Below are 22,800 nucleotides of genomic sequence, written 5' to 3'. Positions count from 1 at the left end.
TTGCGTAGTCTCATGATCGGATTTCGCATGGCGCAACCAGCCACCTTCCTCATGGTGAGCTTGTCGAACCACGCACCGCGTTGATGCAACGCGGTTGCCCTGATCGTTTAAAGCGCCACCCGCCCCTCCGCCGCCCGGCGCGCGAGGATGATTGCGCCGTCCACCGCATCGCCGTCGGCGGGCTTCAGGCGGCGGCGCACATCGGGTGAGAGCCAGGGTTCCAGCGGGCCTGACAGCCCACCCAGAAGCGTGACACGCGGAGCGTTCTGATCAAACAGGGTGCGCACCAGCATGTCGATCTGCGCTGCCGCATTCTGCACGATGCGCCTGGCGGCGGCATCGCCCTGGTCGGCATGGCGCAGCACCATGGGCGCGAAGGTGGCATAGTCCGTGGCACTTGCCCGGTCCATCCAGGCCACCACTTCTGCCGGGTCATCGTCGAAGCGGCGCATCACTTCGGTCAGAAGCGCGCTTTGCGGAATGCGTCCGTCATGGCCCTGCAGTGCGGCACGCACGGCATTGAGGCCGATATCAGCACCGCTTCCCTCATCGGAAATCGGAAAACCGTAGCCGCCAATGCGCAGATGCTTTCCATCCACGATGCCAAGCCCCACCGAGCCGGTGCCGGCAATGGCGATGGCGCCATCGAGACCCGAATGCGCGCCAAGGCACGCCGTGTCGCTATCGCTGGCAAAGACGATGCTGGCGAAGGGGTGCGATAGCGCCTGAAACGCCTCGACGGCACCCTTGCGGCGCATGCCGGCAAGGCCGATCCCGGCATGAATGCGGGCGATCTCTGCCTCGCCAAAGCCCGCTTCCTCAACTGCGGCATCCACTGCGCGCCGGACCGAGGCCCAGGCCGCTTCAACGCCAAGCCGCGTGGTGGCCGGGCCGGAAAGCCCCTGCCCGAGCACGGCACCTGCTGCATCCTCGATGCGGGCCCGGCAGCCCGTACCACCACCATCGACGCCGAGATAAAAATCGCTCTGACCGTCGCTCATGTCTGCAACCGTTCGATGACCGCGCCACATTGCGCCAGTTTGCGGTCAAGCTGCTCATAGCCTCGATCGATGTGGTAGACGCGGTTGATGATGGTTTCGCCTCTAGCGGCAAGGGCTGCGAGCACCAGGCAGACCGAGGCGCGCAGATCCGTCGCCATTACCTGCGCTCCTTTCAGTGCTTTGCCGCCCCGCACCACGGCGGTCGTGCCCTGTAGCGTGATATCGGCATCGAGCCGCGCCAGTTCCGGCACATGCATGAAACGGTTCTCGAAAATCGTCTCGCGGATGAGCGATGTTCCGTCGGCGCAGCAGGCGAGCGCCATGAACTGCGCCTGAAGGTCTGTCGGAAAGCCCGGATAGGGTTCTGTGGTGAGGTCGGTCGTGCGCAACGCTCCGCTTCTTGAAATCACCAGGCCCCGGTCGCTCGGCCATACATTCACGCCCATCACCTCAAGCGCCTGGATCACGGCAGCGAGGTTTTCCATGCGCGCGTTCACCAGTTCCAGCGCCCCGCCGGTGATGGCCGCAGCCACCGCATAGGTGCCCGCCTCGATGCGATCGGGGATGACGTGGTGCGCGGCGGCCTTCCAGTCGGTGCCGCCCTCGATGATGATGCGATGCGTTCCCGCTCCCTCGATCTTCGCGCCCATGGCGTTGAGGCAGGCGGCGAGGTCCGCCACTTCCGGTTCGCGCGCCGCATTCAGGATTTCGGTTTCGCCGCGCGCGGCAGTGGCCGCCATCATGGCCGTCTCCGTCGCGCCCACCGAGGGCGAACTCAGGATGACCCGCGTGCCCTTCAGCCCACCGGCTGCACGAGCCACGATCAGCCCGCCCTCAATGCCGATCTCCGCGCCCAGCATTTCGAGGGCTTTCAGGTGCATGTCCACCGGACGCGCGCCGATGGCGCAGCCACCCGGCAAAGAGACCCGCGCCTCGCCGAACCGCGCAAGCAACGGCCCGAGAAACAGGACCGTGGCCCGCATCCGCCGCACCGTTTCATAGGAGACTTCGCATGAAACCATCGCGCTGGCGTCGATCACCGCCGTGTGGGCGTTGCGCGTTACCGACGCCCCGTAAAGTTCGGCGACCCGGAGCATGTTCTCCACATCGGAGACAAGCGGCAGGTTCGACAGCTCCAGCGGTTGGGGGCTCAACAGCGCGGCGGCGATTTGCGGCAGCGCCGCATTCTTTGCCCCGGCAATGGTGACTGCGCCCTGAAGCGGCATACCGCCTGTTATTTTCAGTCTGTCCATGATTGCGGTTCCGGAAACACCGTGTGGCGAAGTTACAGTTTCTATTGGCAAATTCCTTTGATCAAGCCCTTTCGGGAATATATTATTCCAGTCTTCAATTCCTGCGGGATTCCCATCGCGGTGAAACTCATTTAGTTTTCGCCCGACAGTTCCTCGAAAGGAAGCCATGTCTGTCCTGAAGATCATCGACGCGCAGCTTGAGACCATGGCCCCGGCGGACCGGCAGATCGGCCAGTTCATCGTCGACCATCCCGACCGTGTGCTCAGGCTCTCTTCCGCCGCTCTGGCGGAAGAGACTGGCCGTAGCCAGTCGAGCGTGGTGAAGTTCAGCCAAAAGCTTGGTTTCTCCGGTTATCAGGATCTGAAGCTCGCGGTCAGCAAGGCCAAGGCGCAGGAATGGCATGTGCCACCGGGCATGATCCACTCCACCATCGAGATCGGCGACAGCCACGCCACGATTTCGCAAAAGCTGATCTCAAGCAAGCTTCTCTCCATGCAGCAGACCATCGCCGCCAATCACGAGCCGGAGATCGCCCGAGCGCTTGAGGCGCTTGACGGCGCGCGCCGCATACACATTGCAGGGGTTGGCGCATCCTCGCTGGTGGCGCGCGACTTTTCCTACAAGCTGCAAAAGCTCGGTCGCAACGCGCTGCATGACAGCGACAGCCACGTCCAGATGGCCAATGTCTCCTCTCTGGGGGAAGAGGATGTGCTCTTTGCACTCTCCTATTCCGGCACCAGCATCGAGACGGTGCGCATTGCCGAGCTTGCAAAGGCGCGCGGAGCAACTGTCATCTCCGTCACCGGCTTGCAGCAGAACCCGCTGATGCGCGTTGCCGACATTCGCCTGCACACGGTCGCAGACGAGGAACGTGTGCGCTCCTCCGCCATCACGTCGCGCGACGCGCAGCTCACTTTGATGGACTTCCTGTTCATCCTCATCCTGCAGCGCCAGCCGGATGCGAACGACTATGTCCACAACAGCGAGGCGTCGGTTTCCGCGCTGAAGATGCCGGCGGCAAAATGACGGGTCAGTAGATGGCTTTGCGGGCGGTCTCGCTTGGGCGCTCACCGAAGGTCTTGCGGTAGTCGGCGGCAAAGCGCCCGAGATGGCTGAAGCCCCAGCGCAGCGCTGTTTCCGTTACCGAAATCTCGCCCTGTGCGTTCTCCAGATCGAATCGCACCCGACGCAGGCGCTCAAGCGTCAGCGCGTGCATGGGCGAAAGACCGTGCGTACGCTTGTAGGCAAGCTGCAGCGCCCGCGCGCCGACACCCGATGCGGCCGCGATGTCGGTCAGGGTGATCGGGCGGTGCGCATTCTCCCTGATGAACGCGTCGGCACGCTTCACCTGCCGCGGTGCCGCCTCCTGCCTTGTGTCAAAGAAAGCGGAGAGGTTGTGCGGCTGGAGCCTCAGAAGCGCCTCGAGAATGCGCTGCTCGTGGAACGCGGCACAAAGGTTCAGAACCTGCTTTTCGGGCTTGTTGGCGGCGCGGAACATCGCATTGACCAGATTGCGCCATGAAGCAAGCTCCGGCCGGGTGAAATCGATCACCGGATCGAATACCACCGGTCCCGGGAGAACGCGCTCGCAGAGCTGCTCGGCGAAACCCATGAACGAGGCTTTGGGGATCTGCACCAGAACCTGCTCACAGCCGGCCCACCAGCGCATGGAGGTTTCGCGGTCGGCATTGAGCAGCGCCGCCCTGTCGCCATCGCTCAGGAATTCGTTCCGGTTGTGTTTGATCGTCGCGCAGCCGGAAATCGGAATCTGTATGAGATAGAAGGTTTCGAGCGCGCCGGGGTCGATCAGAACATCGGCACCGTAGCTGATATAGTTGAGGGAAACGAGGAGGCCCGGCTGGTGGTTTTGCACCGCGCGAAACCGTCCGCCACCGACCACTTCCAGCCGGTGGTTGCAGAATTTCCGGGCAACCTTCTCCCGTGCACAGTCCAGATCGTCCGTTTGAAAAAGGGCGTGGCTGGACAACGGGCGGTCGCCCCACTCCTCCCGGGCGATCACCATTCCCGGAGTTTAGCAGGTGTTTTGGTTTCTCCAAGATTTGTCCTGGTTTCTTGCCAAAACCGGTCTGTTTTTTTCGTTTTTCGGATATTTGGTTCAGTTTTCGGATATTTTTCCCGATCGCTTCCGGGCACCATGAAACTCTGTGATAAAGGGAGGAAAATCATGGAAAAGGAACTCGAAAAAGGCGTCACCGCAAACGGTGAGGGCTATGCCGGCAAGGAATGGAACATTCTCGGACAGGTCTATTTTCCCAAGGCCACCTGCGATTCCACTTTCGCCTTTGAAACCAACAGCGACCCGGGCCAGTTCGTGCCGGTTCATGTTCATCCCACGCAGGAAGAGTTCATTCTGGTGCAGGAAGGCGAGCTGGATCTGAAGCTCGACGGCAAGTGGATGAAGGCGAAGGCCGGTGATCTGGTGCGCATGCCGCGCGGCGTACCGCATGGCTATTTCAACAAGTCCGACAAGCCGGCCCGCGCGCTCTTCTGGGTTTCGCCGGCGCGCAAGCTCGAAGCGCTGTTCGAGACGCTGCACAACATGACCGACCCGGAAGAGGTGGTGAAGGTCTCGGCGCTTCACGAAGTTGATTTCCTGCCGCCGGAAGCGAACGACTAGAGCGGTTCATTCCAGGCATTTGGCCGGCTCAGGGTTGGGCCGGCCCACAGACCCGATAACAATCGAGGCCGGCAAGGGACCTTTGGCGACGTGGCAACACGCGGCGCGGGGAGGCGCGCGTCCAGAATTTGCCGGACGGGAGGAACAACGTCATGACAAAACGAAAGCATGTCTGCGTAATCGGCGCCGGCGTCAGCGGCCTTGCCGCCGCCCGCTCGTTCAAGAAGCGCGGCCACCGGGTAACCGTGCTTGAGCGCAGCCACGAACTGGGCGGCGTCTGGGAGCCCTCACGCTCCTATCCGGATGTGCAGACGCAGAGCCCCAAGGATCTCTATCGCTACACCGACAAGGCGATGCCGAAGGATTTTCCCGAATGGCCGAAGGGTCCGCAGGTTTTTTCCTATCTGTCGGACTATGCAGACGACCATGGTCTGCGCCCGCTGATCCGTTTCAACACTGCGGTCTCGGCCATGCGCCGGCGCGACGATGGCAAACCCGGCTGGGAGCTCGATCTCGAAATGGCGAATGGCGAGAAAACCAGCGAAGCTTTTGATTTTGTCGCCGTCTGCACCGGCCAGTTCAGTGAGAAGAACATCCTCACCCATCCCGGGCAGGAAGAGTTCGAGGCAGAAGGCGGCGCGGTGATCCATTCTTCCGAATACACCGATCCGGCCATGGTGAAGGGCATGAACGTCACGGTTCTCGGCTTCTCGAAATCGGCGACCGACATTGCCGTGAGCGCGGTGAAATCGGGCGCGGCTTCGGTCACCATCGTCTATCTGGAATCGGTCTGGCGCATTCCCTACTTCGTCGGCGGGCTGATCAACTTCAAGCGCATCCTTTATATCCGCGCGCAGGAAAAGATGTTTCCGGGCTGGAGCCGGAGCGGCTTCGCCCGCTTCAACCATGCCGTTGCCCGGCCCTTCATCTGGGCGCACTGGCGCGCGCTGGAAGCGCTTCTGACCGTGCAGCTCAAGCTCAACAAGACCGGGCTGAAGCCGAAAGAACCCATCGAGAGAGGCGTGAACTGCTCGGTTCCCATCGCCACGCCGGGCTTTTTCGAGATGGTGGCAGACGGGCGCATCAAGGCCGTGCAGGGCACCTTTGCGAACTATGAGCCCGGCGCGATAAGACTGACCGGAGGTGAAGTCATCAAATCCGACATGGCGATCCTCGCCGTTGGCTGGAAACTCGGCGTTCCCTATCTGCCGGCGGAATACCGCGAAAAGCTGGTAGAGCCGGACGGGCAGTACCGGCTCTATCGCCTGATTGCCAATCCGGACATTCCCGATCTCGGCTTTGTCGGTTTCAACTCGTCTTTCTGCACCGTTCTGTGCGCCGATCTCGCCGCCGAATGGCTGGTGCGCTACGCGGACGGAAAACTGGCGAAACAACCGACCCCGGACGAAATGCGCACCAACATGGACATGATGCTCCACTGGCGACGCAACGAGCGACCGGCCGCGAAGATCTATGGCGGCCTGTGCGTGGCACCCTATCACTTCAAGCATTTCGACGAGCTGATCGACGACATGGGCGCGCAGGTGAAACGCCGCAACCCGCTGGCGGAAAATCTCTCGCCTCCAGATGCCGATGCCTATGCACGCTATCTGCGCTCCGCACCTGATTATCAGGTGGCGTGAGGCAGCGCCGCGCCGGCCTCCTCCCCGGCGCGGCCCGGCCCCCATCTCTTTGACACACCCTTGAAATCCATGGCGGCATGGGCGAAGGAAAAGGAAGCGCAGACCGTGCGCACCGATTTTTCCTGCCGGAGTAGACGTTCCGTGAAAACCCTGACCATCCGCCGCCCCGACGACTGGCATCTGCATCTGCGCGACGGCGCGGTTCTGGAGGCGGTTCTGCCGCATTCTTCCGCCGATTTCGCCCGCGCGATCATCATGCCCAATCTGGTGCCGCCGGTGGTGACGGTGAAAGACGCGCTCGCCTACCGCGACCGCATCATGGCGGCAAAGCCCGAGGGGCATGATTTCACGCCGCTGATGACGCTCTACCTGACTGAGCAGACGGATGCAGATGATGTCGCCGCCGGCCACCGCGACGGGCACATCACGGCGGTGAAGCTTTATCCGGCAGGTGCGACCACCAATTCCCAGAGCGGCGTGCGCGATCTCATGAAGGTGCAGCCGGTGCTGGAGCGCATGGCCGAGATTGGCCTGCCGCTGTGCGTGCATGGTGAGGTGACGGACGCCTCCATCGACATTTTCGACCGCGAAGCCGTGTTCATCGAGCGGGTGCTCAATCCGCTGCGTGAACGTCTGCCCGAGCTCAGGGTGATCATGGAGCATGTGACCACGAAGAACGGGGTCGACTACGTTCAGAGCGCGGAGAAGAACCTCGCCGCCTCACTCACCACCCATCATCTGATCATCAACCGGAACGCCATTCTCGCTGGCGGCATCCGTCCGCATTACTATTGCCTGCCCGTCGCCAAGCGAGAGGAACACCGGCTGGCGCTGCGCAAGGCTGCGACGTCGGGCGACAGACGCTTTTTTCTGGGAACCGATTCGGCGCCGCACCTCGACCCGGCCAAGGAATCGGCCTGCGGCTGTGCCGGCATCTACACCTCCATCAACACCATGTCGTGCCTGGCGCATGTGTTCGAGGAAGAGGGCGCACTGGACAAACTGGAGACCTTCGCCTCTCTCAACGGCCCTGCCTATTATGGTCTGCCTGCCAATGAAGACACCATCACGCTTGTTCGCCGTGATGAGCCTGTGGAGTTCCCCAAATCCGTCTACAGCTCAGACGGCACGATCACCGTGTTTGATCCCATGTTCCCGTTGCATTGGGCGGTAGAGAAACAGCCGGCCGGCTGACATCAGGCGGCCTTGGGCCGATTGATCGTTTGCGATGCTTCCAGAACGAGCGGGGAAAGCCCGTCGCCGCCCATCTCGATGATTTCGAAAAGGCGGCCGCGCATGCGCGGCTCCCAGAACTTGTTGATGTGATCTGCAACACCGGCGGCACGCTCCGCTTCGGGCTGCGAGGTGAAGAATGTGGCAATCTGGTTGGCCATGTAGACGAGATGCTCGTCGCCGGATTTGAACTTTTCGTCATGCGACATGTCTGGCCGCTCCAATGGTCACGCGTTCGGGGTGGGTGAAAATGTCGAACTCCTCGCCGCGCACGAGGGCGACGAGGGTCATGCCGGCGGTTTCCGCCGTGCGGATGGCCAGCGCTGTGGGCGCTGAAACGGCAGCAATGAGCGGCGCGCCGATGGCGGCGGTTTTCTGAACCATCTCCACCGAAACGCGGGAGGTGACGATCACCGCGCCGGTGCTGCGATCAATGCCAGCCTTGACGAGCGCGCCGGCCAGCTTGTCGAGCGCATTGTGCCGGCCCACATCCTCGCGCGCGGCAATAATGCCCTTGCCCGGGATGTAGAAACCGGCTGCATGAACAGCACCCGTGGCTCTGTGAAGCTCCTGATGCTGGTGCAGATCGCCCACGGCACCGGTGATCTCGGCGGCCGTGAAGCGCTGCGCGGACGCAGTTTCCGGCACGGAGCGCATGGCTTCCTCGATGCTCTCGATTCCACAAAGGCCGCAACCGACCGGACCGGCCAGCCGCCTGCGCCGCGCCTCGAAGCGGGTGTTGGCCGCATCGCGCAGGCGGATCTGCAGGTCGATGCCGGGACCGAGCTCCTGCACGGTGATGGAGTCGATTTCATCGGCGCTGGAGATGATGCCTTCCGTGACGCTGAAACCAAGCGCGAAATCTTCAAGATCGGCAGGCGTTGCCATCATCACCGCATGGGTGGTGCCGCCATAGGAAAGCGCGACGGGCGTTTCCTCCGGCACGATGCGCGGGGTGACTTTCGTACCGCCGGTGCGGCGGGCCGTCCTTGAAACGCGGGCTGTGGCGGGGGGATGGGTCATGGCGCTACACATTCGTCATCCCGGACGTCATCCCGGATAAGCCTGCGGCTTTCCGGAATGACGGGTTGGGGGTGAGGGCACTGTCGGCAAACATCCCTACTCCGCCGCCTCGACATGTACGATGCGGCGGCTCTGGCGGGCGTGTTCCTCGTAGTCTTCCTGCCACTCGGTCGGGCCGTTGGAGGGCGAAACCTGCACCGCCGTGACCTTGTATTCGGGGCAGTTGGTGGCCCAGTCGGAATATTCGGTCGTCACCACATTGGCCTGCGTGGCCGGGTGGTGGAAAGTGGTGTAGACGACGCCCGGCGCAACGCGCTCGGTGATGGTGGCGCGCAGGCTCGTCTCGCCGGAGCGGCTCTTGAGCTTCACCCAGTCGCCCTCGCGGATGCCGCGATTCTCGGCGTCGAACGGATGGATCTCCAGGAGATCCTCGTCGTGCCAGACGACATTCTCCGTGCGGCGCGTCTGTGCGCCGACATTGTATTGCGAGAGGATGCGCCCGGTGGTGAGCAGCAGCGGGAAGCGCGGGCCGACCTTTTCGTCGGTGGCGACATAGGCGGTGCGCACGAACTTGCCCTTGCCGCGCACAAAGCCGTCGATATGCATGACGGGCGTGCCGGTGGGAGCCTTTTCGTTGCACGGCCACTGGATCGAACCTTCCTTTTCCAGAAGCTCATAGGTCACGCCGGCAAAGCTCGGCGTGGTGGCCGCGATTTCGGCCATGATCTCGGAAGGATGGGTGTAGTTCCAGTTCTGGCCCAGCGCGCGGGCCATGTCCTGCGTGACCTCCCAGTCGGCATAGCCGTTCTTGGGCTCCATCACCTTGCGGACGCGATTGATGCGGCGTTCGGCATTGGTGAAGGTACCGTCCTTCTCAAGGAAGGTCGAGCCTGGCAGGAATACATGGGCGTAATTGGCGGTCTCGTTCAGGAAGAGGTCGTGAACGATGACGCATTCCATCGCCTCAAGCCCAGCGGCCACATGGTGCGTGTTGGGATCGGACTGGAGAATGTCCTCGCCCTGCACGTAAAGCGCCTTGAAGGAGCCATCGACGGCGGCGTCGAGCATGTTGGGGATGCGCAGACCCGGCTCGTTGTCGAGCTTCACGCCCCACAGGCTCTCATAGATGGCGCGGGTCGCATCCTCGGAGATGTGGCGGTAGCCCGGCATCTCGTGTGGGAAGGAGCCCATGTCGCAGGAGCCCTGCACATTGTTCTGGCCGCGCAGCGGGTTCACGCCCACGCCCGGCCGGCCGATATTGCCGGTTGCCATGGCGAGGTTGGCGATGGCCATGACGGTGGTGGAGCCCTGGCTGTGCTCGGTGACGCCGAGGCCGTAATAGATTGCGCCGTTTCCGCCGGTGGCATAGAGACGCGCCGCGCCGCGGATCAGCTCCGCCGAAACGCCGGACATTTTTTCCACGGCCTCGGGGCTGTTTTCCGGCTGGAGCACGAAGCTCGCCCAGTCCTGGAACTCGTCCCAGTCGCAGCGCTCGCGGATGAAGGCCTCGTCGAACAGGCCCTCCGACACGATCACATGGGCAAGAGCTGTCAGAACGGCGACATTGGTGCCGGGCTTCAAGGGCAAGTGATAGCTTGCCTCCACATGGGGCGTGCGCACGAGGTCGATGCGGCGTGGGTCGAGGACGATCAGCTTCGCGCCTTCACGCAACCGCTTCTTCAGCCGGGAGGCGAACACGGGATGGCCGTCGGTCGGGTTTGCGCCGATCACCAGAACCACATCGGAATGTTCGACCGAATCGAAATCCTGTGTGCCTGCAGAGGTGCCAAAGGTGGTCTTCAGGCCATAGCCGGTGGGCGAGTGGCAGACGCGGGCGCAGGTGTCGACATTGTTGTTACCGAAGACCTGACGCACCAGTTTCTGGACGAGATAGGTCTCTTCATTGGTGCAGCGCGACGAGGTGATGCCACCGACCGATCCCCGGCCATACTTCTTCTGAATGCGGCCGATCTCGCTGCCGATATGGGCATAGACCTCTTCCCACGAGACCTCGCGCCACGGGTCCGTGATCTTCTCGCGGATCATCGGATTAAGGATGCGGTCCCTGTGGGTGGCGTAGCCATAGGCAAAACGGCCCTTCACGCAGGAATGGCCGCGATTGGCCTTGCCATCCTTGTAGGGCACCATGCGGACGACTTCCTCGCCCTTCATCTCCGCCTTGAACGAGCAGCCGACACCGCAATAGGCGCAGGTGGTGACGGCGGAGCGATCTGGCATGCCCATCTCGATGATGGACTTTTCCTGAAGCGCACCGGTGGGGCAGGCCTGCACGCAGGCGCCACAGGACACGCATTCCGACTGCAGGAACGGCTCGTCCATGCCGGCGGTGATGCGGCTTTCAAAGCCACGGCCTTCCACCGTCAGGGCGAAGGTGCCCTGCTGTTCCTCACAGGCGCGAACGCAGAGCGAGCAGACGATGCATTTCGACGGATCGTAGGCAAAATAGGGGTTGGAAACGTCCAGTTCCTTGAAGTTCACCCCGTGCTCGCCGATTGGCGAGGGTTCGAGGTGGTTTGCCCCTTCATCGCCATAGCGGTTCTGCTTCAGGCCGACGGTCTCGGCCATATTCGCCATCTCGCAGTCGCCGGCGGCACAGGCCGCGCAGTCTTCCGGATGGTCGGACATGTAGAGTTCCATCACGCCTCGGCGGATGGTGTTGAGGCGGTCGGTCTGGGTGTTGACAGAAATGCCGTCCATCGCCGGTGTGGTGCAGGAGGCGGGCGTACCGCCCTTGCCCTCGATCTCGACAAGGCAGAGGCGGCAGGAGCCGAAGCTTTTCACTATGTCGTTGGCGCAGAGCTTCGGGACGGCGATGCCGGCCTCGCGCGCGGCGCGCATGATCGACGTGCCTTCCGGAACGGTGACAGACTGGCCGTCGATGGTCAGCGTTACCGTCTTGTCAGAGCGGACAGCGGGGGTGCCGTAGTCGATTTCTTCTACGAAACGCTTGTCGGTTCCACGTTCTTGAGTTCCACACATGGTGTCCTCCTATTCCGCCGCTTCGCGCATGGGCGCGGGGCGGAAATCTTCCGGGAAATGGGTCAGTGCGCTCATCACGGGGTAGGGCGTGAAGCCACCCAGCGCACACAGCGATCCGAACTTCATCGTGTTGCAGAGATCGGTCACGGTCTCGATCTGCTCTTCGGGCGCGATGCCCTGCTTCAGCCGGTCGAGCACCTCGACACCACGCGTCGAGCCGATGCGGCAGGGCGTGCACTTGCCACAGCTTTCGACAGCGCAGAACTCCATGGCGAAGCGCGCCTGCTTCAAAAGATCGACCGTGTCGTCGAAAACCACGATGCCGGCATGGCCGATCAGACCATCCTTCGCGGCGAAGGCCTCATAGTCGAACGGCGTGTCGAACAGATCGCGTGGCCAATAAGCGCCGAGCGGACCGCCCACCTGCACGGCGCGCACGGGACGGCCGGTGGCGGTGCCGCCGCCGATGTCGTCCACCAGCTCGCCGAGGGTGACGCCGAAGGCGGTCTCGAACAGCCCGCCATGTTTCACATTGCCGGTGATCTGGATGGGAATGGTGCCGCGCGAACGGCCCATGCCGAAATCGCGATAGTAAGCGCCGCCCCTGTCCAGAATGATCGGGACGGAGGCGAGCGAGATCACATTGTTGATGACGGTCGGCTTGCCGAACAGGCCTTCGTGGGCAGGCAGCGGCGGCTTGGCGCGCACCTGGCCACGCTTGCCTTCCAGACTGTCGAGCAGCGCCGTTTCCTCACCGCAGACATAGGCACCAGCGCCGACGCGTACTTCCATGTCGAAGGCGTATTCCGAGCCGAGTACGCTCTTGCCGAGTATGCCGGCGGCGCGTGCGGCGTCGATGGCCTCGTTCAGGATCTTGTGAACATTGGGATATTCGGAGCGCAGATAGACGTAGCCTTTGGTCGCGCCCACGGCGATGCCGGCAATCACCATGCCCTCGATGAGAACGAAGGGATCGCCCTCCATGATCATGCGGTCGGAAAACGTGCCCGAATCGCCTTCATCGGCGTTGCAGACGATGTATTTCTGCGTTGCTTCGGTGTCGTGGACCGTTTTCCACTTGATGCCGGTGGGGAAGCCCGCGCCGCCACGGCCCCGCAGGCCGGAATCTGTGACCTCCTCGACAATGCCGAGCGGCGTTTTTTCCAGCGCGTTGCGCAGGCCGCGGAGGCCGCCATGGGCCTCATAATCCTCAAGCGAGACAGGATCGATGATGCCGCAGCGCGCGAAGGTCAGTCGGGTCTGCTTTGCAAGGAAGGGGATTTCCTCGGGCCTGCCGAGGGAGAGGTCGTGCGCGCTGCCTTCGATCAGGCCGGCATCGAACAGGCCTGCCACGTCTCCTGGCTTCACCGGACCATAAGCCACGCGACCTTCGGCGGTTTCGACCTCGACCATGGGCTCAAGCCAGAACATGCCGCGTGAGCCGTTGCGGACGATCTTTGCGTCCAGACCGCGTTTTTCGATTTCCTCGCGCGCGGCGGCGGCAACCTTTTCGGCGCCCAGCGCCAGCGCACCGGCATCGCGCGGTATGTAGATGTTGATGGTCATGCGCGCACCTCTGCTGCGATTTCCTCGGCCCGCGCCTCATCCAGCCGGCCAATGACCTCGCCGTCGAGCATGGCGGAGGGCGCGCAGGCGCACAGACCGAGACAATAGACGGGCTCCAGTGTTACCGCGCCATCGGCAGAGGTCTCGTGAAACCTGATGCCGAGCAGTTTTTGCAGCTTTTCGGCAATCGCATCGCCGCCCATCGACTGGCAGGCTTCGGCCCGGCAAAGCTTCAGCACATGACGGCCAGCCGGCTTCTCGCGGTAGTCGTGGTAGAACGAGACAACGCCATAGACTTCGGCGCGTGATAGATTGAGCGCTTCGGCGATGATGGGCAGGCTCTCGCGCGGCACATAGCCGAGTTCCCGCTGAATCCCATTGAGGATGGGTAATAACGGGCCTTCTTCATTCTTCCAGCGGTCTATGATGGGCTCGACCGCGGAAGCGATTTCGGTACGTGCTTGCTGCATCTCGCAGCGCCCTCCCTAACGATGCTCGTTCTGGAGGAGAAACAAATCCTGTTGCAAGGATCAATATAGCATATTCGTCGCTCGATAGAAAATCTCTATCGCTGCGCCGCGTATCGCTGTGCCAGAAGTCCGGCTTCGTAGAGCAAGGCTGAGACCAGTGGAGTGTGCGGTTCACGTTTGACCGCCACAAGCCCGACCAGATGGCTGGCGTCCGGTTCGACAATCGGGATGGCGCGGATTGGCTCTGCAAAACCCAGAACCTCCGCAAGGTTGAGCGGCATGATGGAAGCCCATTTGCCAGTGCGGATATGGGAGAAGAGCACGATCATCGAATTGGATTCGAGCGTCGGGTGCGCCGTTGCCCCCACCTCTTCCAGATGTTTGTTGATGATGCGCCGGTTTTGCATGTCGGGCGTGAGGAGGCAGAGTGGCAGCTCGGCAACTTCCTTCCATGTTACCGTGTCGCGATCTGCAAGGCGGTTGGCGGCTGCCGTAATCAGCTGGTAGCGCTCGGAATAGAGCGGTACCGACGCGACATGGCCAAGCGGTTCATTGTCGAGATAGGTGATTCCTATATCGATCTCGAAGTTCTCAAGAAGCGACAGCACTTCCAGCGAGGTGCGCGAGATGACGGAGAAGGTGACGTCCGGGTGCTTTTCACGAAAGGGTGTGGTGAGTTCGGGCAGCATGGCGAGTGCCGTGGGAATGGCGGCAATGCGCACATGGCCGGCAAGGCCGCTTCTGGCAGCTCTCATCTCGGCGCGCATGGTACGCGTGTCGCCAACGATGCGTCGCGCCCATTCCAGAACCCGCTGGCCCTCAGGTGTCAGCCCCTGAAAGCGCGAACCCCGCTGGACGAGCATGACGCCAAGCTGGTCCTCGAGCTGCTTGATGGCGGCAGACAGGGTGGGCTGCGTGATGCCGAGCTCTGCGGCGGCTCGCCCGAAATGCTGCTCTCTGGCAAGCGCGATAAAAAATTCCAGCTTGTCGATCATGGCGTGACGCTACATCGGTGATGCGTGACCGGCAACGTGCAATACCCACAATGACGGTCGGCCAATTTGCCTCTCTTGGCCCGCGCGCCCATCTGCATTATCTGAAGGAAAACGCAAAGGCACGTGCACATGACTCTCGACAGACAGACCGTCATCGACCGCTTGCGGTCCGTGAAGGGGCCTGACCTCGAAGGCGATATCGTTTCGCGGGGGCTGGTTTCCGAGATATTCATCGCAGACGGCAAGGTTTTCTTCTCGATTACGGTCCCGGCAAAACGCGCTCAGGAACTTGAACCTTTGCGCCAGGCGGCGGAGAACGCGGTGAAATCGCTGCCGGGCGTCAAGGGCGCGATGGTTGCACTTACGGCGGAAAAGGCAGGTGGCGGCATGGGCACGACACCACCTCCGCGACCCAAACCCGCACAACAGCGCCCTGCTCCGGGGGGGGCTGCTGCACAAGCCGGCCAGCAACCGGCCAAGCAGGATGTGCCGGGCATCAAGGCAATCATCGCCGTGGCGAGCGGCAAGGGTGGCGTCGGCAAGTCCACCACGGCGGTCAATCTGGCGCTGGGGTTGAAGACGCTGGGCCTGAAGGTCGGTATTCTGGATGCGGACATTTACGGCCCTTCCATGCCGCGCCTGCTTGGGCTGAAGGGCAAGCCGGAAACCGCCGATGGGAAGACGCTGAAGCCGATGGAGGCATTCGGCGTGAAAGTCATGTCCATGGGCTTCCTGGTTGAAGAAGACACGCCAATGATCTGGCGTGGCCCTATGGTCGTTTCGGCGCTGCGCCAAATGCTGCGTGACGTCGCCTGGGGTGAACTTGACGTGCTCGTGGTCGACATGCCACCCGGCACGGGCGACGCACAGCTGACCATGGCGCAGCAGGTGCCGCTCGCCGGGGCAGTGATTGTTTCAACACCGCAGGATCTGGCGTTGATCGACGCGCGTAAGGGGCTGAATATGTTCAAGCGGGTGGATGTCCCGCTACTCGGCATCGTCGAGAACATGAGCTACTTCGTGGCCCCCGACACGGGCAAGCGCTATGACATTTTTGGTCATGGTGGCGCGAAGGCGGAGGCGGAGCGGCTGGGCGTGCCCTTCCTTGGCGAGGTGCCGCTGACCATGGATGTGCGCGAGACCTCGGATGCAGGAACGCCGGTCGTTGCGTCAAACCCCGACGGAGTACAGGCCATAGTTTACAGGGACATCGCCGGAAGAGTTCGGACCCATCTCGAAGCTGCGATGCAGAATGCGGCGGATGAAGCACCGGCCATCGTTTTTGAATAAAATGGTTGCGGCAATTGATTGATGGTGCGGTGCGTGTAAAAAGCGCTGCATCCAATCAAGGGGGATTTCCATGAGCGCCGCGACCTCGCAGACCGTGCTTCACGAACGCCATAATGGATGGCACCGCATCACGCTCAATCGACCGGAGAAGCTGAATTCCTTCAACGAGGAGCAGCACACGGCACTGCGCGAAGCACTGGAGGCATGCTCAGCAGATCATACATGTCGGGCGGTGCTTCTGACCGGGGCAGGGCGCGGCTTCTGCGCCGGACAGGATCTGGGCGACCGCGACCCGGCAAAGCTCGAGGACAAGCCCGATCTCGGCTATACGATTGAGAATTTCTATAATCCGCTGGTGCGCAAGCTTAGGGGCATGAACAAGCCCATCGTCTGCGCGGTTAATGGGGTGGCTGCCGGTGCTGGCGCCAACATTGCCCTGGCCTGCGACATTGTGCTGGCGGCGAAATCGGCGAAGTTCATACAGGCCTTTGCGAAAATCGCGCTGGTGCCGGATTCCGGCGGCACCTGGTTCCTGACGCGCATTCTTGGCGAGCCGCGCGCCAAGGCGCTGGCGCTGACGGGCGAGCCACTTTCGGCGGAGGATGCAGCCAACTGGGGCCTGATCTGGCGCGCGGTCGAAGACGATGCGCTGATGAGCGAGGCGGAGGCGCTGGTGGAGAAGCTGGCCAGCGGGCCGACCCACGCCTATGGGCTGATCAAGAAGGCAATCCATGCCGCGCCGGGAAGTTCACTCGATGCGCAGCTTGAGCTGGAGCGCGAATTGCAGCGTGAGGCCGGCCGCTCGGACGATTACCGCGAAGGGGTCTCGGCGTTTCTCGAAAAGCGCAAGCCAGTCTTCAAGGGCTAGAGTATCCGTGTTGGTCAAGCACGTTCTGGTTCCCATTTTCGCTTGTCCCTTATCAAGGCATTTGCGAGTACGACGAGCTTCCGCATGATGGCTGTGATTGCCTTTTTGGGCGGCTTTCGCCATCGCTCATCCGATGAGCGTCGAGATGGTCTTTCGAGATGTCGACGCCGATGGTATCGTTGGTCATCTTTCACTTGTCCTCTGCTTGTCATCCGGAGCCGAACCCCGGGTATCCGTTCAGGACCAAAGAGAAAGACGAGGGCGATCCGACTCTAGCTCGACCCGTCAAACGGTCAGCATTTCAACGATCCGACCCTCGCCGCTGAGGGAGGGCGCCTACCCTCTCACAGCGGTTCCTTTTTCCCCTGTTTCGCAGAGAAAGTCATAAGACAGGCATTTTGCAGTCAGGCGGAGGCACCTGACTCTCGCATAAATGAGGGAAATCAGACAGATAGAACAGGGCAGCGTTTCCGTGAAACTGTGATCCGCTCCCGGTCAGGAGGCTGCGGCTTCCCCGGCATCGCCACCGGTAACGCGGGCGTTGAAATCGGAGAAGAACTGGCCGGCAAGCTTCTTCGAGGTGGACTGGATAAGGCGACTGCCGAGCTGGGCCATTTTGCCGCCCACATCCGCCTTGGCGCTGTAGCTTAAGATCGTGGCATTTGGCCCGTCTTCCTTCAGCGAAACGTCTGCTCCGCCCTTGGCAAATCCTGCCACGCCGCCCTTGCCTTCGCCCGTGATCGTGTAGGAATGCGGCGGGTTGAGGTTGGTGAGTTCGACCGCGCCGTTGAACTTCGCCTTGATGGGGCCGATCTTGAGGGTGACGACAGCCTCGAATTCGGTGTCTGATGTCTTGTTCAGCTCCTGGCAACCGGGAATGCAGTCTTTCAGAACCTCGGGATCGTTCAGCGCCAGCCAGACCGTTTCCACCGGCGCTTCGATGCGTTCTTCACCTTCGATGACCATGGCCATGACGCGTTCCTCCTGAGACGGTGTTCCAGATCTGGCTAACCCACCGGCTACGTCTTGTCCATCCATACGGCCACCGCCACTGTTGTCTTGCGGGTGACATGTGTCGCATTTATTCGACAGCGAATCGGATGAAGGGTGAGGCGGACAATGAATGGGGGCAAACCGGAGCGTGGCGAACGGGCAGGGACGGTAACAGAAGTTTTCGGCGCGTTTTTAAGGCTCGGCGTCACGTCCTTCGGAGGCCCCATAGCGCATCTCGCCTATTTCCGTGACGCTCTCGTCCTGCGGCGCAAATGGCTCGATGAAGCGGCCTATGCCGACCTGGTGGCGCTGTGCCAGTTCCTGCCGGGTCCGGCGAGCAGTCAGGTGGGGTTCGCGCTTGGCTATATGCGAGCGGGCCCGCTCGGCGCTGCGGCGGCATGGACCGCTTTCACGCTGCCATCCGCACTGCTTCTCTTCGTCTTTGCCATGTTTGCCTCGGCTCTCGACAATCCGGTCGGCCAGGGGCTGCTGCACGGGTTGAAGATCGTGGCCGTGGCCGTGGTCGCACAGGCAGTGTGGGGCATGGCCCGTGCGCTGTGCCCTGACCGCGAGCGCGCGGGAATCGGCCTTGTCGCGCTGGTTCTGGTGACGGTTTCAGCGAGTGCCTTTGCGCAGATCGGCGCCATCGTGATCGGTGCGCTCCTTGGCTGGCTTTTCTGCCGAAACAGGGTGGAAGGCGATGGTGCGTCGATCTCGCTCGGGGTGTCGAGGCGGGCCGGGGTAGTCTGCATCCTCCTGTTCTTGTTGCTGCTTTTCGGGTTGCCGCTTGCCGCGCCCATGGCTCAGGGGCTCTCGGTGTTCGACACGTTCTATCGTGCCGGCGCGCTGGTGTTTGGCGGCGGCCATGTGGTGCTGCCGCTCCTTGAAGCGGGTGTCGTCGAGCCCGGCTGGGTGACGCGCGATGCGTTTCTCGCAGGCTATGGTGCTGCACAGGCCGTCCCCGGCCCACTCTTCACCTTCGCGGCCTATCTGGGCGCGGTTCTGGGCCCGGTGCCGAATGGGCTGGCAGGCGCTGCCATTGCGCTGATCGCGGTGTTTCTGCCGGGGTTCCTGCTGCTTCTGGGCGTCGCGCCGTTCTGGGACCGGTTCCGGCAACTAAACGCGGCGCGGGCCGCAATGATGGGCACAAATGCCGCCGTGGTCGGAATTCTGGCGGCGGCGCTTTACGAGCCGCTGTGGACGACCGCGATCCAGGCGCCTGCCGATTTTGCCGTGGCGGCGGTGGGCTTCATTCTGCTCACCATGTGGAAAGCGCCACCATGGGTGGTGGTGGCGCTTTGTGCCGTGGCGGGCATGGGGCTCACTGCGCTCTGACAGTGTCTGCTTTATGCCGCCACACGCCGATACTCGGATGCTGCCGCCGCCAGCTCGCGTATGCCGGGCTCGATCTGCTGCGCGGCGATGGATGAAATGCCAAGCCGCATGAAGGGTGTCGGCTGGGTGCGTCCGAGGAAGAAGCGGGCGCCCGGCTCGATCAGAACGCTGCGCCGCGCCGCCGATTTTGCAAGGACGGCCGAATCGAGCCCGGGCGGGCCTTCAAGCCAGAGCGATGTGCCGCCGCGAATGTCGGCCGCATTCCAGTCCGGCAGGATGTTGCCCACGGCCTGAAAAAGCTTTTCGCGGCGCTCTTCGAAAGCCGCCGAAATGCGGCGAACGAGGGTGTCGTGATGCCCAAGCGACAGGAACAGTGCAACGGCGCGCTGGTTGTTCGCCGGCGGATGGCGCAGCATGAAGCGGCGCAATGCGCGGAGTTCGGCGATCAGGTCTGCAGGCGCCACGATGTATCCCATGCGCAGACCGGGCGCGAGCGTCTTGGACATGGAACCCAGATGCACCACGCGGCCATTGCGGTCGAGCCCCTTGAGGGCTGCCTGCGGGCGTTCGTCGGCGAGCTGGCTGTCATAATCATCCTCGATGACGATCCAGTCATTGCGCTCTGCCGCCTCCAGCAGTGCTTCCCGGCGGGCCTGGCTCAGCGGCACCATTGTGGGGCAGTGATGACTGGGTGTGGCAAAGACGAAGTCGGCATCTGCAGGGATCTGCGCCACGTCGATGCCCTGCCGGTCGACGGGAACGGGGGCGATCTGCGCGCCGGCAAGCTGGAAGATGGAGCGCGCATCGGGATAGCCGGGATTTTCCACAGCGACTTTCTTGCCGCGGGCCATGAGGAGGGTAGCGAGCATGTAGAGCGCGTGCTGCGAGCCGAGCGTGACGAGGATCTCATCGGGATTGGCGAAGATGCCGCGCCGGGGCAGAAGCCGCGCCTGGATCTGCTCGACAAGCAGCGGATCGTCGCGGTCCACCATGTCCGCCGCCCAGTTGCGGATCTCCAGCACGGCCAGCGCCATGCGGTTGCACTCGCGCCACTCGGCGGTTGGGAAAAGCGAGGGATCAAACTGGCCGTAGACGAAGGGGTAGGAAGCTTTCATCCAGTCTTCATTCTTGCGCGGCTCCGGCATTTCGCTGGCCAGAATCTGAAACCGCTTCTGCCAGTTAAGGCCATCCTTGCCACTCTGCTTGCGGGGCGGGCGCGGTGGCGCGGCCAGCACTTCGGGATTGACGAAATGACCGCGGCGCTCGCGCGCGATCAGAAAACCCTGGTCGACGAGCTGTTGAAAGGCGAGCACCACCGTGCCGCGTGCGACACCGAGCTTCTCTGCAAGAATGCGGCAAGATGGAAGCGGCATTGAAGGCGCGATCTGACGGTCGAGAATGGCCGACACGATGGCCTGACGAATCTGTGCCTGAAGGGTCTGACCCGATTCAGGGGAGATCTTGAACAGGCCTGTCCACAGGGCGGTATCATTTCTGGCTGGCATTTGGGTTTCCTCTCCGGCGGGCGAGCCTACCCTTGGGTCAATGCATGTCAACCCTGGTACAATTGATTGTTCCAACAAGAAAATTGATGAATGCCAGCAAACCCCTGTTTCACTTCGTTTTGTTTGATAAAAGAACGGCGTTTCTTTTTGCAGGAGGCCTCCTTGGACACGGATTTTCAGAATGCACTCGCTGCCCTTCGGGAGCATCGCGCGAAAACCGCACCCATGGACATGCGTGCGGCCTTCGCCTCGGATCCCGAGCGGTTCAATCGCTTCTCGCTTTCACTGGATGACCTCACTCTTGATTGCTCGCGCACCGCGGTGGACGAGAAGGCGGTGAACCTGCTGATCAAGCTGGCCGAAGTGGCCGCGCTGGAGACTGCACGTGACGACATGTTTGCCGGCAAGCGCATCAATGTCACCGAAGACCGCGCCGTGCTGCACACCGCTCTGCGGGCGCTCTCGGGCGGGGCCATCGAGAATGACGGCTACGATGTCATGCCCGAGGTGCGCGCGGTTCTGGAGGCGATGGACGCCTTTGCCGATGGCGTGCGCAAGGGCGCGATTCGCGGCGCGACCGGCAAGGCTTTCACCGATGTGGTGAACATCGGCATTGGCGGCTCCGATCTCGGACCGGTAATGGTGACGCGGGCGCTCTCACCCTATTGTGACGGGCCGCGTCTGCACTACGTCTCCAACGTGGATGGCGCGCATATCGCCGATACGCTGGCCGGGCTCGATCCCGAGACCACGCTCTTCATCATCGCCTCCAAGACTTTCACCACCATCGAGACGATGACCAATGCGCGCACCGCACAGAAGTGGATCGCGCAAAAGCTTGGCCAATCAGCGACGGGCGATCATTTCGCGGCCGTTTCCACGGCGCTCGACAAGGTCGCGGATTTCGGTATCGACGAAAAGCGCGTATTCGGTTTCTGGGACTGGGTCGGCGGTCGCTATTCGCTCTGGTCTGCCATCGGCCTGCCGATCATGATCGCCATCGGTGCCGATGATTTCCGCCGGCTGCTCGCCGGTGCGGAGGCGATGGATCAGCATTTCAAATCGGCGCCGTTGAGAGAGAATTTGCCGGCTATGCTCGGCCTGATCGGCTATTGGCACCGCGTCGTGTGCGACTATCCGGCTCGGGCCATCATTCCCTACGATCAGCGGCTGGAGCGGTTGCCCGCCTATCTGCAGCAGCTCGACATGGAATCGAACGGCAAGGGTGTGCAGCTTGACGGATCGCCGGTAATCACCCCCACGGGCCCGCTTGTCTGGGGCGAGCCGGGCACGAACGGGCAACACGCCTTCTTCCAGCTTCTGCATCAGGGCACCGACATCATCCCCGTGGAGTTCATGCTGGCGGCGGAAGGGCATGAGGCAGGGCTGGGGCATCATCACGACCTCCTTGTCGCCAATTGCCTTGCGCAGGCGGAAGCGCTGATGAAAGGGCGCACGCTGGAAGAAGCCGAGACGCAGCTTCTGGAGAAGGGCGTGCCCGAAGCCGAAGCGAAGCGCCTGGCGCCGCATCGCGTGTTCACCGGCAACAGACCCTCGCTCACCATTCTCTATCGCAAGCTCGATCCGTTCGCGCTGGGCCGGCTGATCGCGCTCTACGAACATCGCGTTTTTGTGGAAGCGCAGCTCTTCGGCATCAATGCCTTCGATCAATGGGGCGTTGAGCTCGGCAAGGAGCTGGCGACCGAGCTTCTGCCCGTGGTGGAGGGCAAGGCCGGTGCGGACAGCCGTGATGCGGCGACCAGCGGCATGGTGAACCGGGTGATGGAGCTACGCAGGGGCTGAGCGGTTCGCCACCGGCGTTTTTCATTTTCCACTTTAATGGCCGCTTGACGGAGGCGCACTTGCCCGCACGACGGCTGCTTGCCAAGAATGGAATATATTATTCTCGATTGGAATTGACTCTTGGAATTATCAATTTTAACACTTCCGTAAGGCGTCAGGCTTGCGGGATGCGGGCTTCGCCAC

The 22,800-nt window shown here is 62.2% G+C and carries 19 protein-coding genes and 1 pseudogene; 8 read left to right on the top strand and 12 right to left on the bottom strand.

What is annotated here, in order from left to right; all coding sequences use genetic code 11:
- Positions 1 to 107 precede the first annotated feature (107 nt).
- Together P2W41_RS00685 and murA are read right to left on the bottom strand one after the other, a co-directional pair.
- Positions 108 to 1,001: an N-acetylglucosamine kinase gene (locus P2W41_RS00685; RefSeq protein WP_292898414.1), complete on the bottom strand. Its 894-nt coding sequence runs from the start codon at positions 999 to 1,001 to the stop codon at positions 108 to 110.
- Positions 998 to 2,254 carry a UDP-N-acetylglucosamine 1-carboxyvinyltransferase gene (gene murA / locus P2W41_RS00680; protein ID WP_404934018.1) on the bottom strand — a complete coding sequence of 419 codons (1,257 nt, stop codon included), beginning with the start codon at positions 2,252 to 2,254 and terminating at the stop codon, positions 998 to 1,000. Before murA ends, P2W41_RS00685 begins: the two co-directional genes overlap by 4 nt.
- A gap of 166 nt (positions 2,255 to 2,420) precedes the next feature.
- Here murA and P2W41_RS00675 point away from each other — a divergent pair, with 166 nt between their 5' ends.
- Positions 2,421 to 3,281, top strand: coding sequence for a MurR/RpiR family transcriptional regulator (locus P2W41_RS00675; protein ID WP_404934017.1), 861 nt, complete (start codon positions 2,421 to 2,423; stop codon positions 3,279 to 3,281).
- Between the two features lie 4 nt (positions 3,282 to 3,285).
- On the opposite strand, the gene P2W41_RS00670 is transcribed toward P2W41_RS00675, so the two are convergent.
- A complete protein-coding gene (locus P2W41_RS00670; RefSeq protein WP_404934016.1) occupies positions 3,286 to 4,278 on the bottom strand; it encodes an AraC family transcriptional regulator in 993 nt (330 codons plus the stop codon).
- Between the two features lie 162 nt (positions 4,279 to 4,440).
- On the opposite strand from P2W41_RS00670, the gene P2W41_RS00665 reads away from it, so the two are divergent.
- From P2W41_RS00665 to pyrC, 3 genes are all read left to right on the top strand, one after another.
- A complete protein-coding gene (locus P2W41_RS00665) occupies positions 4,441 to 4,893 on the top strand; it encodes a cupin domain-containing protein (protein ID WP_007008783.1) in 453 nt (150 codons plus the stop codon).
- Positions 4,894 to 5,045: 152 nt separating this feature from the next.
- Positions 5,046 to 6,536, top strand: a complete 1,491-nt coding sequence (locus P2W41_RS00660) for an NAD(P)/FAD-dependent oxidoreductase (protein WP_292898418.1) — start codon at positions 5,046 to 5,048, stop codon at positions 6,534 to 6,536.
- Between the two features lie 141 nt (positions 6,537 to 6,677).
- A complete protein-coding gene (gene pyrC / locus P2W41_RS00655) occupies positions 6,678 to 7,730 on the top strand; it encodes a dihydroorotase (RefSeq protein ID WP_404934015.1) in 1,053 nt (350 codons plus the stop codon).
- Between the two features lie 2 nt (positions 7,731 to 7,732).
- On the opposite strand, the gene P2W41_RS00650 is transcribed toward pyrC, so the two are convergent.
- From P2W41_RS00650 to P2W41_RS00625, 6 genes are all read right to left on the bottom strand, one after another.
- Positions 7,733 to 7,978, bottom strand: a complete 246-nt coding sequence (locus tag P2W41_RS00650) for a formate dehydrogenase subunit delta (protein ID WP_292898420.1) — start codon at positions 7,976 to 7,978, stop codon at positions 7,733 to 7,735.
- Positions 7,968 to 8,792 (bottom strand): formate dehydrogenase accessory sulfurtransferase FdhD, encoded by an 825-nt coding sequence (gene fdhD, locus P2W41_RS00645; RefSeq protein ID WP_404934014.1) that lies wholly within the window; start codon positions 8,790 to 8,792, stop codon positions 7,968 to 7,970. The genes P2W41_RS00650 and fdhD overlap by 11 nt, the downstream gene beginning before the upstream one ends.
- A gap of 96 nt (positions 8,793 to 8,888) precedes the next feature.
- A complete protein-coding gene (gene fdhF, locus P2W41_RS00640; RefSeq protein ID WP_404934013.1) occupies positions 8,889 to 11,792 on the bottom strand; it encodes a formate dehydrogenase subunit alpha in 2,904 nt (967 codons plus the stop codon).
- A gap of 9 nt (positions 11,793 to 11,801) precedes the next feature.
- Positions 11,802 to 13,358 (bottom strand): formate dehydrogenase beta subunit, encoded by a 1,557-nt coding sequence (locus P2W41_RS00635; RefSeq protein ID WP_404934012.1) that lies wholly within the window; start codon positions 13,356 to 13,358, stop codon positions 11,802 to 11,804.
- Positions 13,355 to 13,828 carry a formate dehydrogenase subunit gamma gene (locus P2W41_RS00630; protein WP_404934011.1) on the bottom strand — a complete coding sequence of 158 codons (474 nt, stop codon included), beginning with the start codon at positions 13,826 to 13,828 and terminating at the stop codon, positions 13,355 to 13,357. The genes P2W41_RS00635 and P2W41_RS00630 overlap by 4 nt, the downstream gene beginning before the upstream one ends.
- A gap of 95 nt (positions 13,829 to 13,923) precedes the next feature.
- Positions 13,924 to 14,823 carry a LysR family transcriptional regulator gene (locus P2W41_RS00625; protein WP_292898425.1) on the bottom strand — a complete coding sequence of 300 codons (900 nt, stop codon included), beginning with the start codon at positions 14,821 to 14,823 and terminating at the stop codon, positions 13,924 to 13,926.
- Between the two features lie 129 nt (positions 14,824 to 14,952).
- On the opposite strand from P2W41_RS00625, the gene P2W41_RS00620 reads away from it, so the two are divergent.
- Both P2W41_RS00620 and paaG read left to right on the top strand, forming a co-directional pair.
- The gene (locus P2W41_RS00620; protein WP_292898426.1) at positions 14,953 to 16,113 is read left to right on the top strand and encodes an Mrp/NBP35 family ATP-binding protein; all 1,161 of its coding nucleotides are present in this window, start codon (positions 14,953 to 14,955) and stop codon (positions 16,111 to 16,113) included.
- A gap of 70 nt (positions 16,114 to 16,183) precedes the next feature.
- On the top strand, positions 16,184 to 16,981 hold the full coding sequence (paaG, locus tag P2W41_RS00615; RefSeq protein WP_292898427.1) for a 2-(1,2-epoxy-1,2-dihydrophenyl)acetyl-CoA isomerase PaaG: 798 nt from the start codon (positions 16,184 to 16,186) through the stop codon (positions 16,979 to 16,981).
- 14 nt (positions 16,982 to 16,995) lie between these two features.
- On the opposite strand, the pseudogene P2W41_RS00610 reads toward paaG, so the two are convergent.
- Together P2W41_RS00610 and P2W41_RS00605 are read right to left on the bottom strand one after the other, a co-directional pair.
- Positions 16,996 to 17,097, bottom strand: a pseudogene (locus P2W41_RS00610) (IS110 family transposase); the annotation flags it as partial.
- A 379-nt stretch (positions 17,098 to 17,476) separates the two neighbouring features.
- On the bottom strand, positions 17,477 to 17,953 hold the full coding sequence (locus P2W41_RS00605; RefSeq protein WP_292898428.1) for a carbon monoxide dehydrogenase subunit G: 477 nt from the start codon (positions 17,951 to 17,953) through the stop codon (positions 17,477 to 17,479).
- Between the two features lie 147 nt (positions 17,954 to 18,100).
- On the opposite strand from P2W41_RS00605, the gene chrA reads away from it, so the two are divergent.
- Positions 18,101 to 19,309, top strand: coding sequence for a chromate efflux transporter (chrA, locus tag P2W41_RS00600; protein WP_404934010.1), 1,209 nt, complete (start codon positions 18,101 to 18,103; stop codon positions 19,307 to 19,309).
- 11 nt (positions 19,310 to 19,320) lie between these two features.
- On the opposite strand, the gene P2W41_RS00595 is transcribed toward chrA, so the two are convergent.
- Positions 19,321 to 20,814, bottom strand: a complete 1,494-nt coding sequence (locus P2W41_RS00595; protein WP_292898430.1) for a PLP-dependent aminotransferase family protein — start codon at positions 20,812 to 20,814, stop codon at positions 19,321 to 19,323.
- Positions 20,815 to 21,039: 225 nt separating this feature from the next.
- On the opposite strand from P2W41_RS00595, the gene pgi reads away from it, so the two are divergent.
- A complete protein-coding gene (gene pgi, locus P2W41_RS00590) occupies positions 21,040 to 22,617 on the top strand; it encodes a glucose-6-phosphate isomerase (protein WP_404934899.1) in 1,578 nt (525 codons plus the stop codon).
- Positions 22,618 to 22,800: the final 183 nt, after the last annotated feature.

This window comes from Nitratireductor sp. L15S-10, from assembly GCF_045011005.1.
Lineage (GTDB): Bacteria > Pseudomonadota > Alphaproteobacteria > Rhizobiales > Rhizobiaceae > Nitratireductor.
Note: the sequence above shows the minus strand (reverse complement) of the source record. Positions and strands in the feature narration are given on the sequence as shown.

Bases quoted from the DNA above. Each gene is read 5' to 3' on its own strand.
- paaG (WP_292898427.1), top strand. From the start codon at position 16,184: ATGAGCGCCGCGACCTCGCAGACCGTGCTTCACGAACGCCATAATGGA.
- P2W41_RS00660 (WP_292898418.1), top strand. From the start codon at position 5,046: ATGACAAAACGAAAGCATGTCTGCGTAATCGGCGCCGGCGTCAGCGGC.
- chrA (WP_404934010.1), top strand. From the start codon at position 18,101: ATGAATGGGGGCAAACCGGAGCGTGGCGAACGGGCAGGGACGGTAACA.
- pgi (WP_404934899.1), top strand. From the start codon at position 21,040: ATGGACATGCGTGCGGCCTTCGCCTCGGATCCCGAGCGGTTCAATCGC.
- murA (WP_404934018.1), bottom strand. From the start codon at position 2,254: ATGGACAGACTGAAAATAACAGGCGGTATGCCGCTTCAGGGCGCAGTC.
- P2W41_RS00605 (WP_292898428.1), bottom strand. From the start codon at position 17,953: ATGGCCATGGTCATCGAAGGTGAAGAACGCATCGAAGCGCCGGTGGAA.
- P2W41_RS00675 (WP_404934017.1), top strand. From the start codon at position 2,421: ATGTCTGTCCTGAAGATCATCGACGCGCAGCTTGAGACCATGGCCCCG.
- fdhD (WP_404934014.1), bottom strand. From the start codon at position 8,792: ATGACCCATCCCCCCGCCACAGCCCGCGTTTCAAGGACGGCCCGCCGC.
- P2W41_RS00625 (WP_292898425.1), bottom strand. From the start codon at position 14,823: ATGATCGACAAGCTGGAATTTTTTATCGCGCTTGCCAGAGAGCAGCAT.
- fdhF (WP_404934013.1), bottom strand. From the start codon at position 11,792: ATGTGTGGAACTCAAGAACGTGGAACCGACAAGCGTTTCGTAGAAGAA.
- P2W41_RS00650 (WP_292898420.1), bottom strand. From the start codon at position 7,978: ATGTCGCATGACGAAAAGTTCAAATCCGGCGACGAGCATCTCGTCTAC.
- P2W41_RS00635 (WP_404934012.1), bottom strand. From the start codon at position 13,358: ATGACCATCAACATCTACATACCGCGCGATGCCGGTGCGCTGGCGCTG.
- P2W41_RS00620 (WP_292898426.1), top strand. From the start codon at position 14,953: ATGACTCTCGACAGACAGACCGTCATCGACCGCTTGCGGTCCGTGAAG.
- P2W41_RS00685 (WP_292898414.1), bottom strand. From the start codon at position 1,001: ATGAGCGACGGTCAGAGCGATTTTTATCTCGGCGTCGATGGTGGTGGT.
- P2W41_RS00670 (WP_404934016.1), bottom strand. From the start codon at position 4,278: ATGGTGATCGCCCGGGAGGAGTGGGGCGACCGCCCGTTGTCCAGCCAC.
- P2W41_RS00595 (WP_292898430.1), bottom strand. From the start codon at position 20,814: ATGCCAGCCAGAAATGATACCGCCCTGTGGACAGGCCTGTTCAAGATC.
- P2W41_RS00665 (WP_007008783.1), top strand. From the start codon at position 4,441: ATGGAAAAGGAACTCGAAAAAGGCGTCACCGCAAACGGTGAGGGCTAT.
- P2W41_RS00630 (WP_404934011.1), bottom strand. From the start codon at position 13,828: ATGCAGCAAGCACGTACCGAAATCGCTTCCGCGGTCGAGCCCATCATA.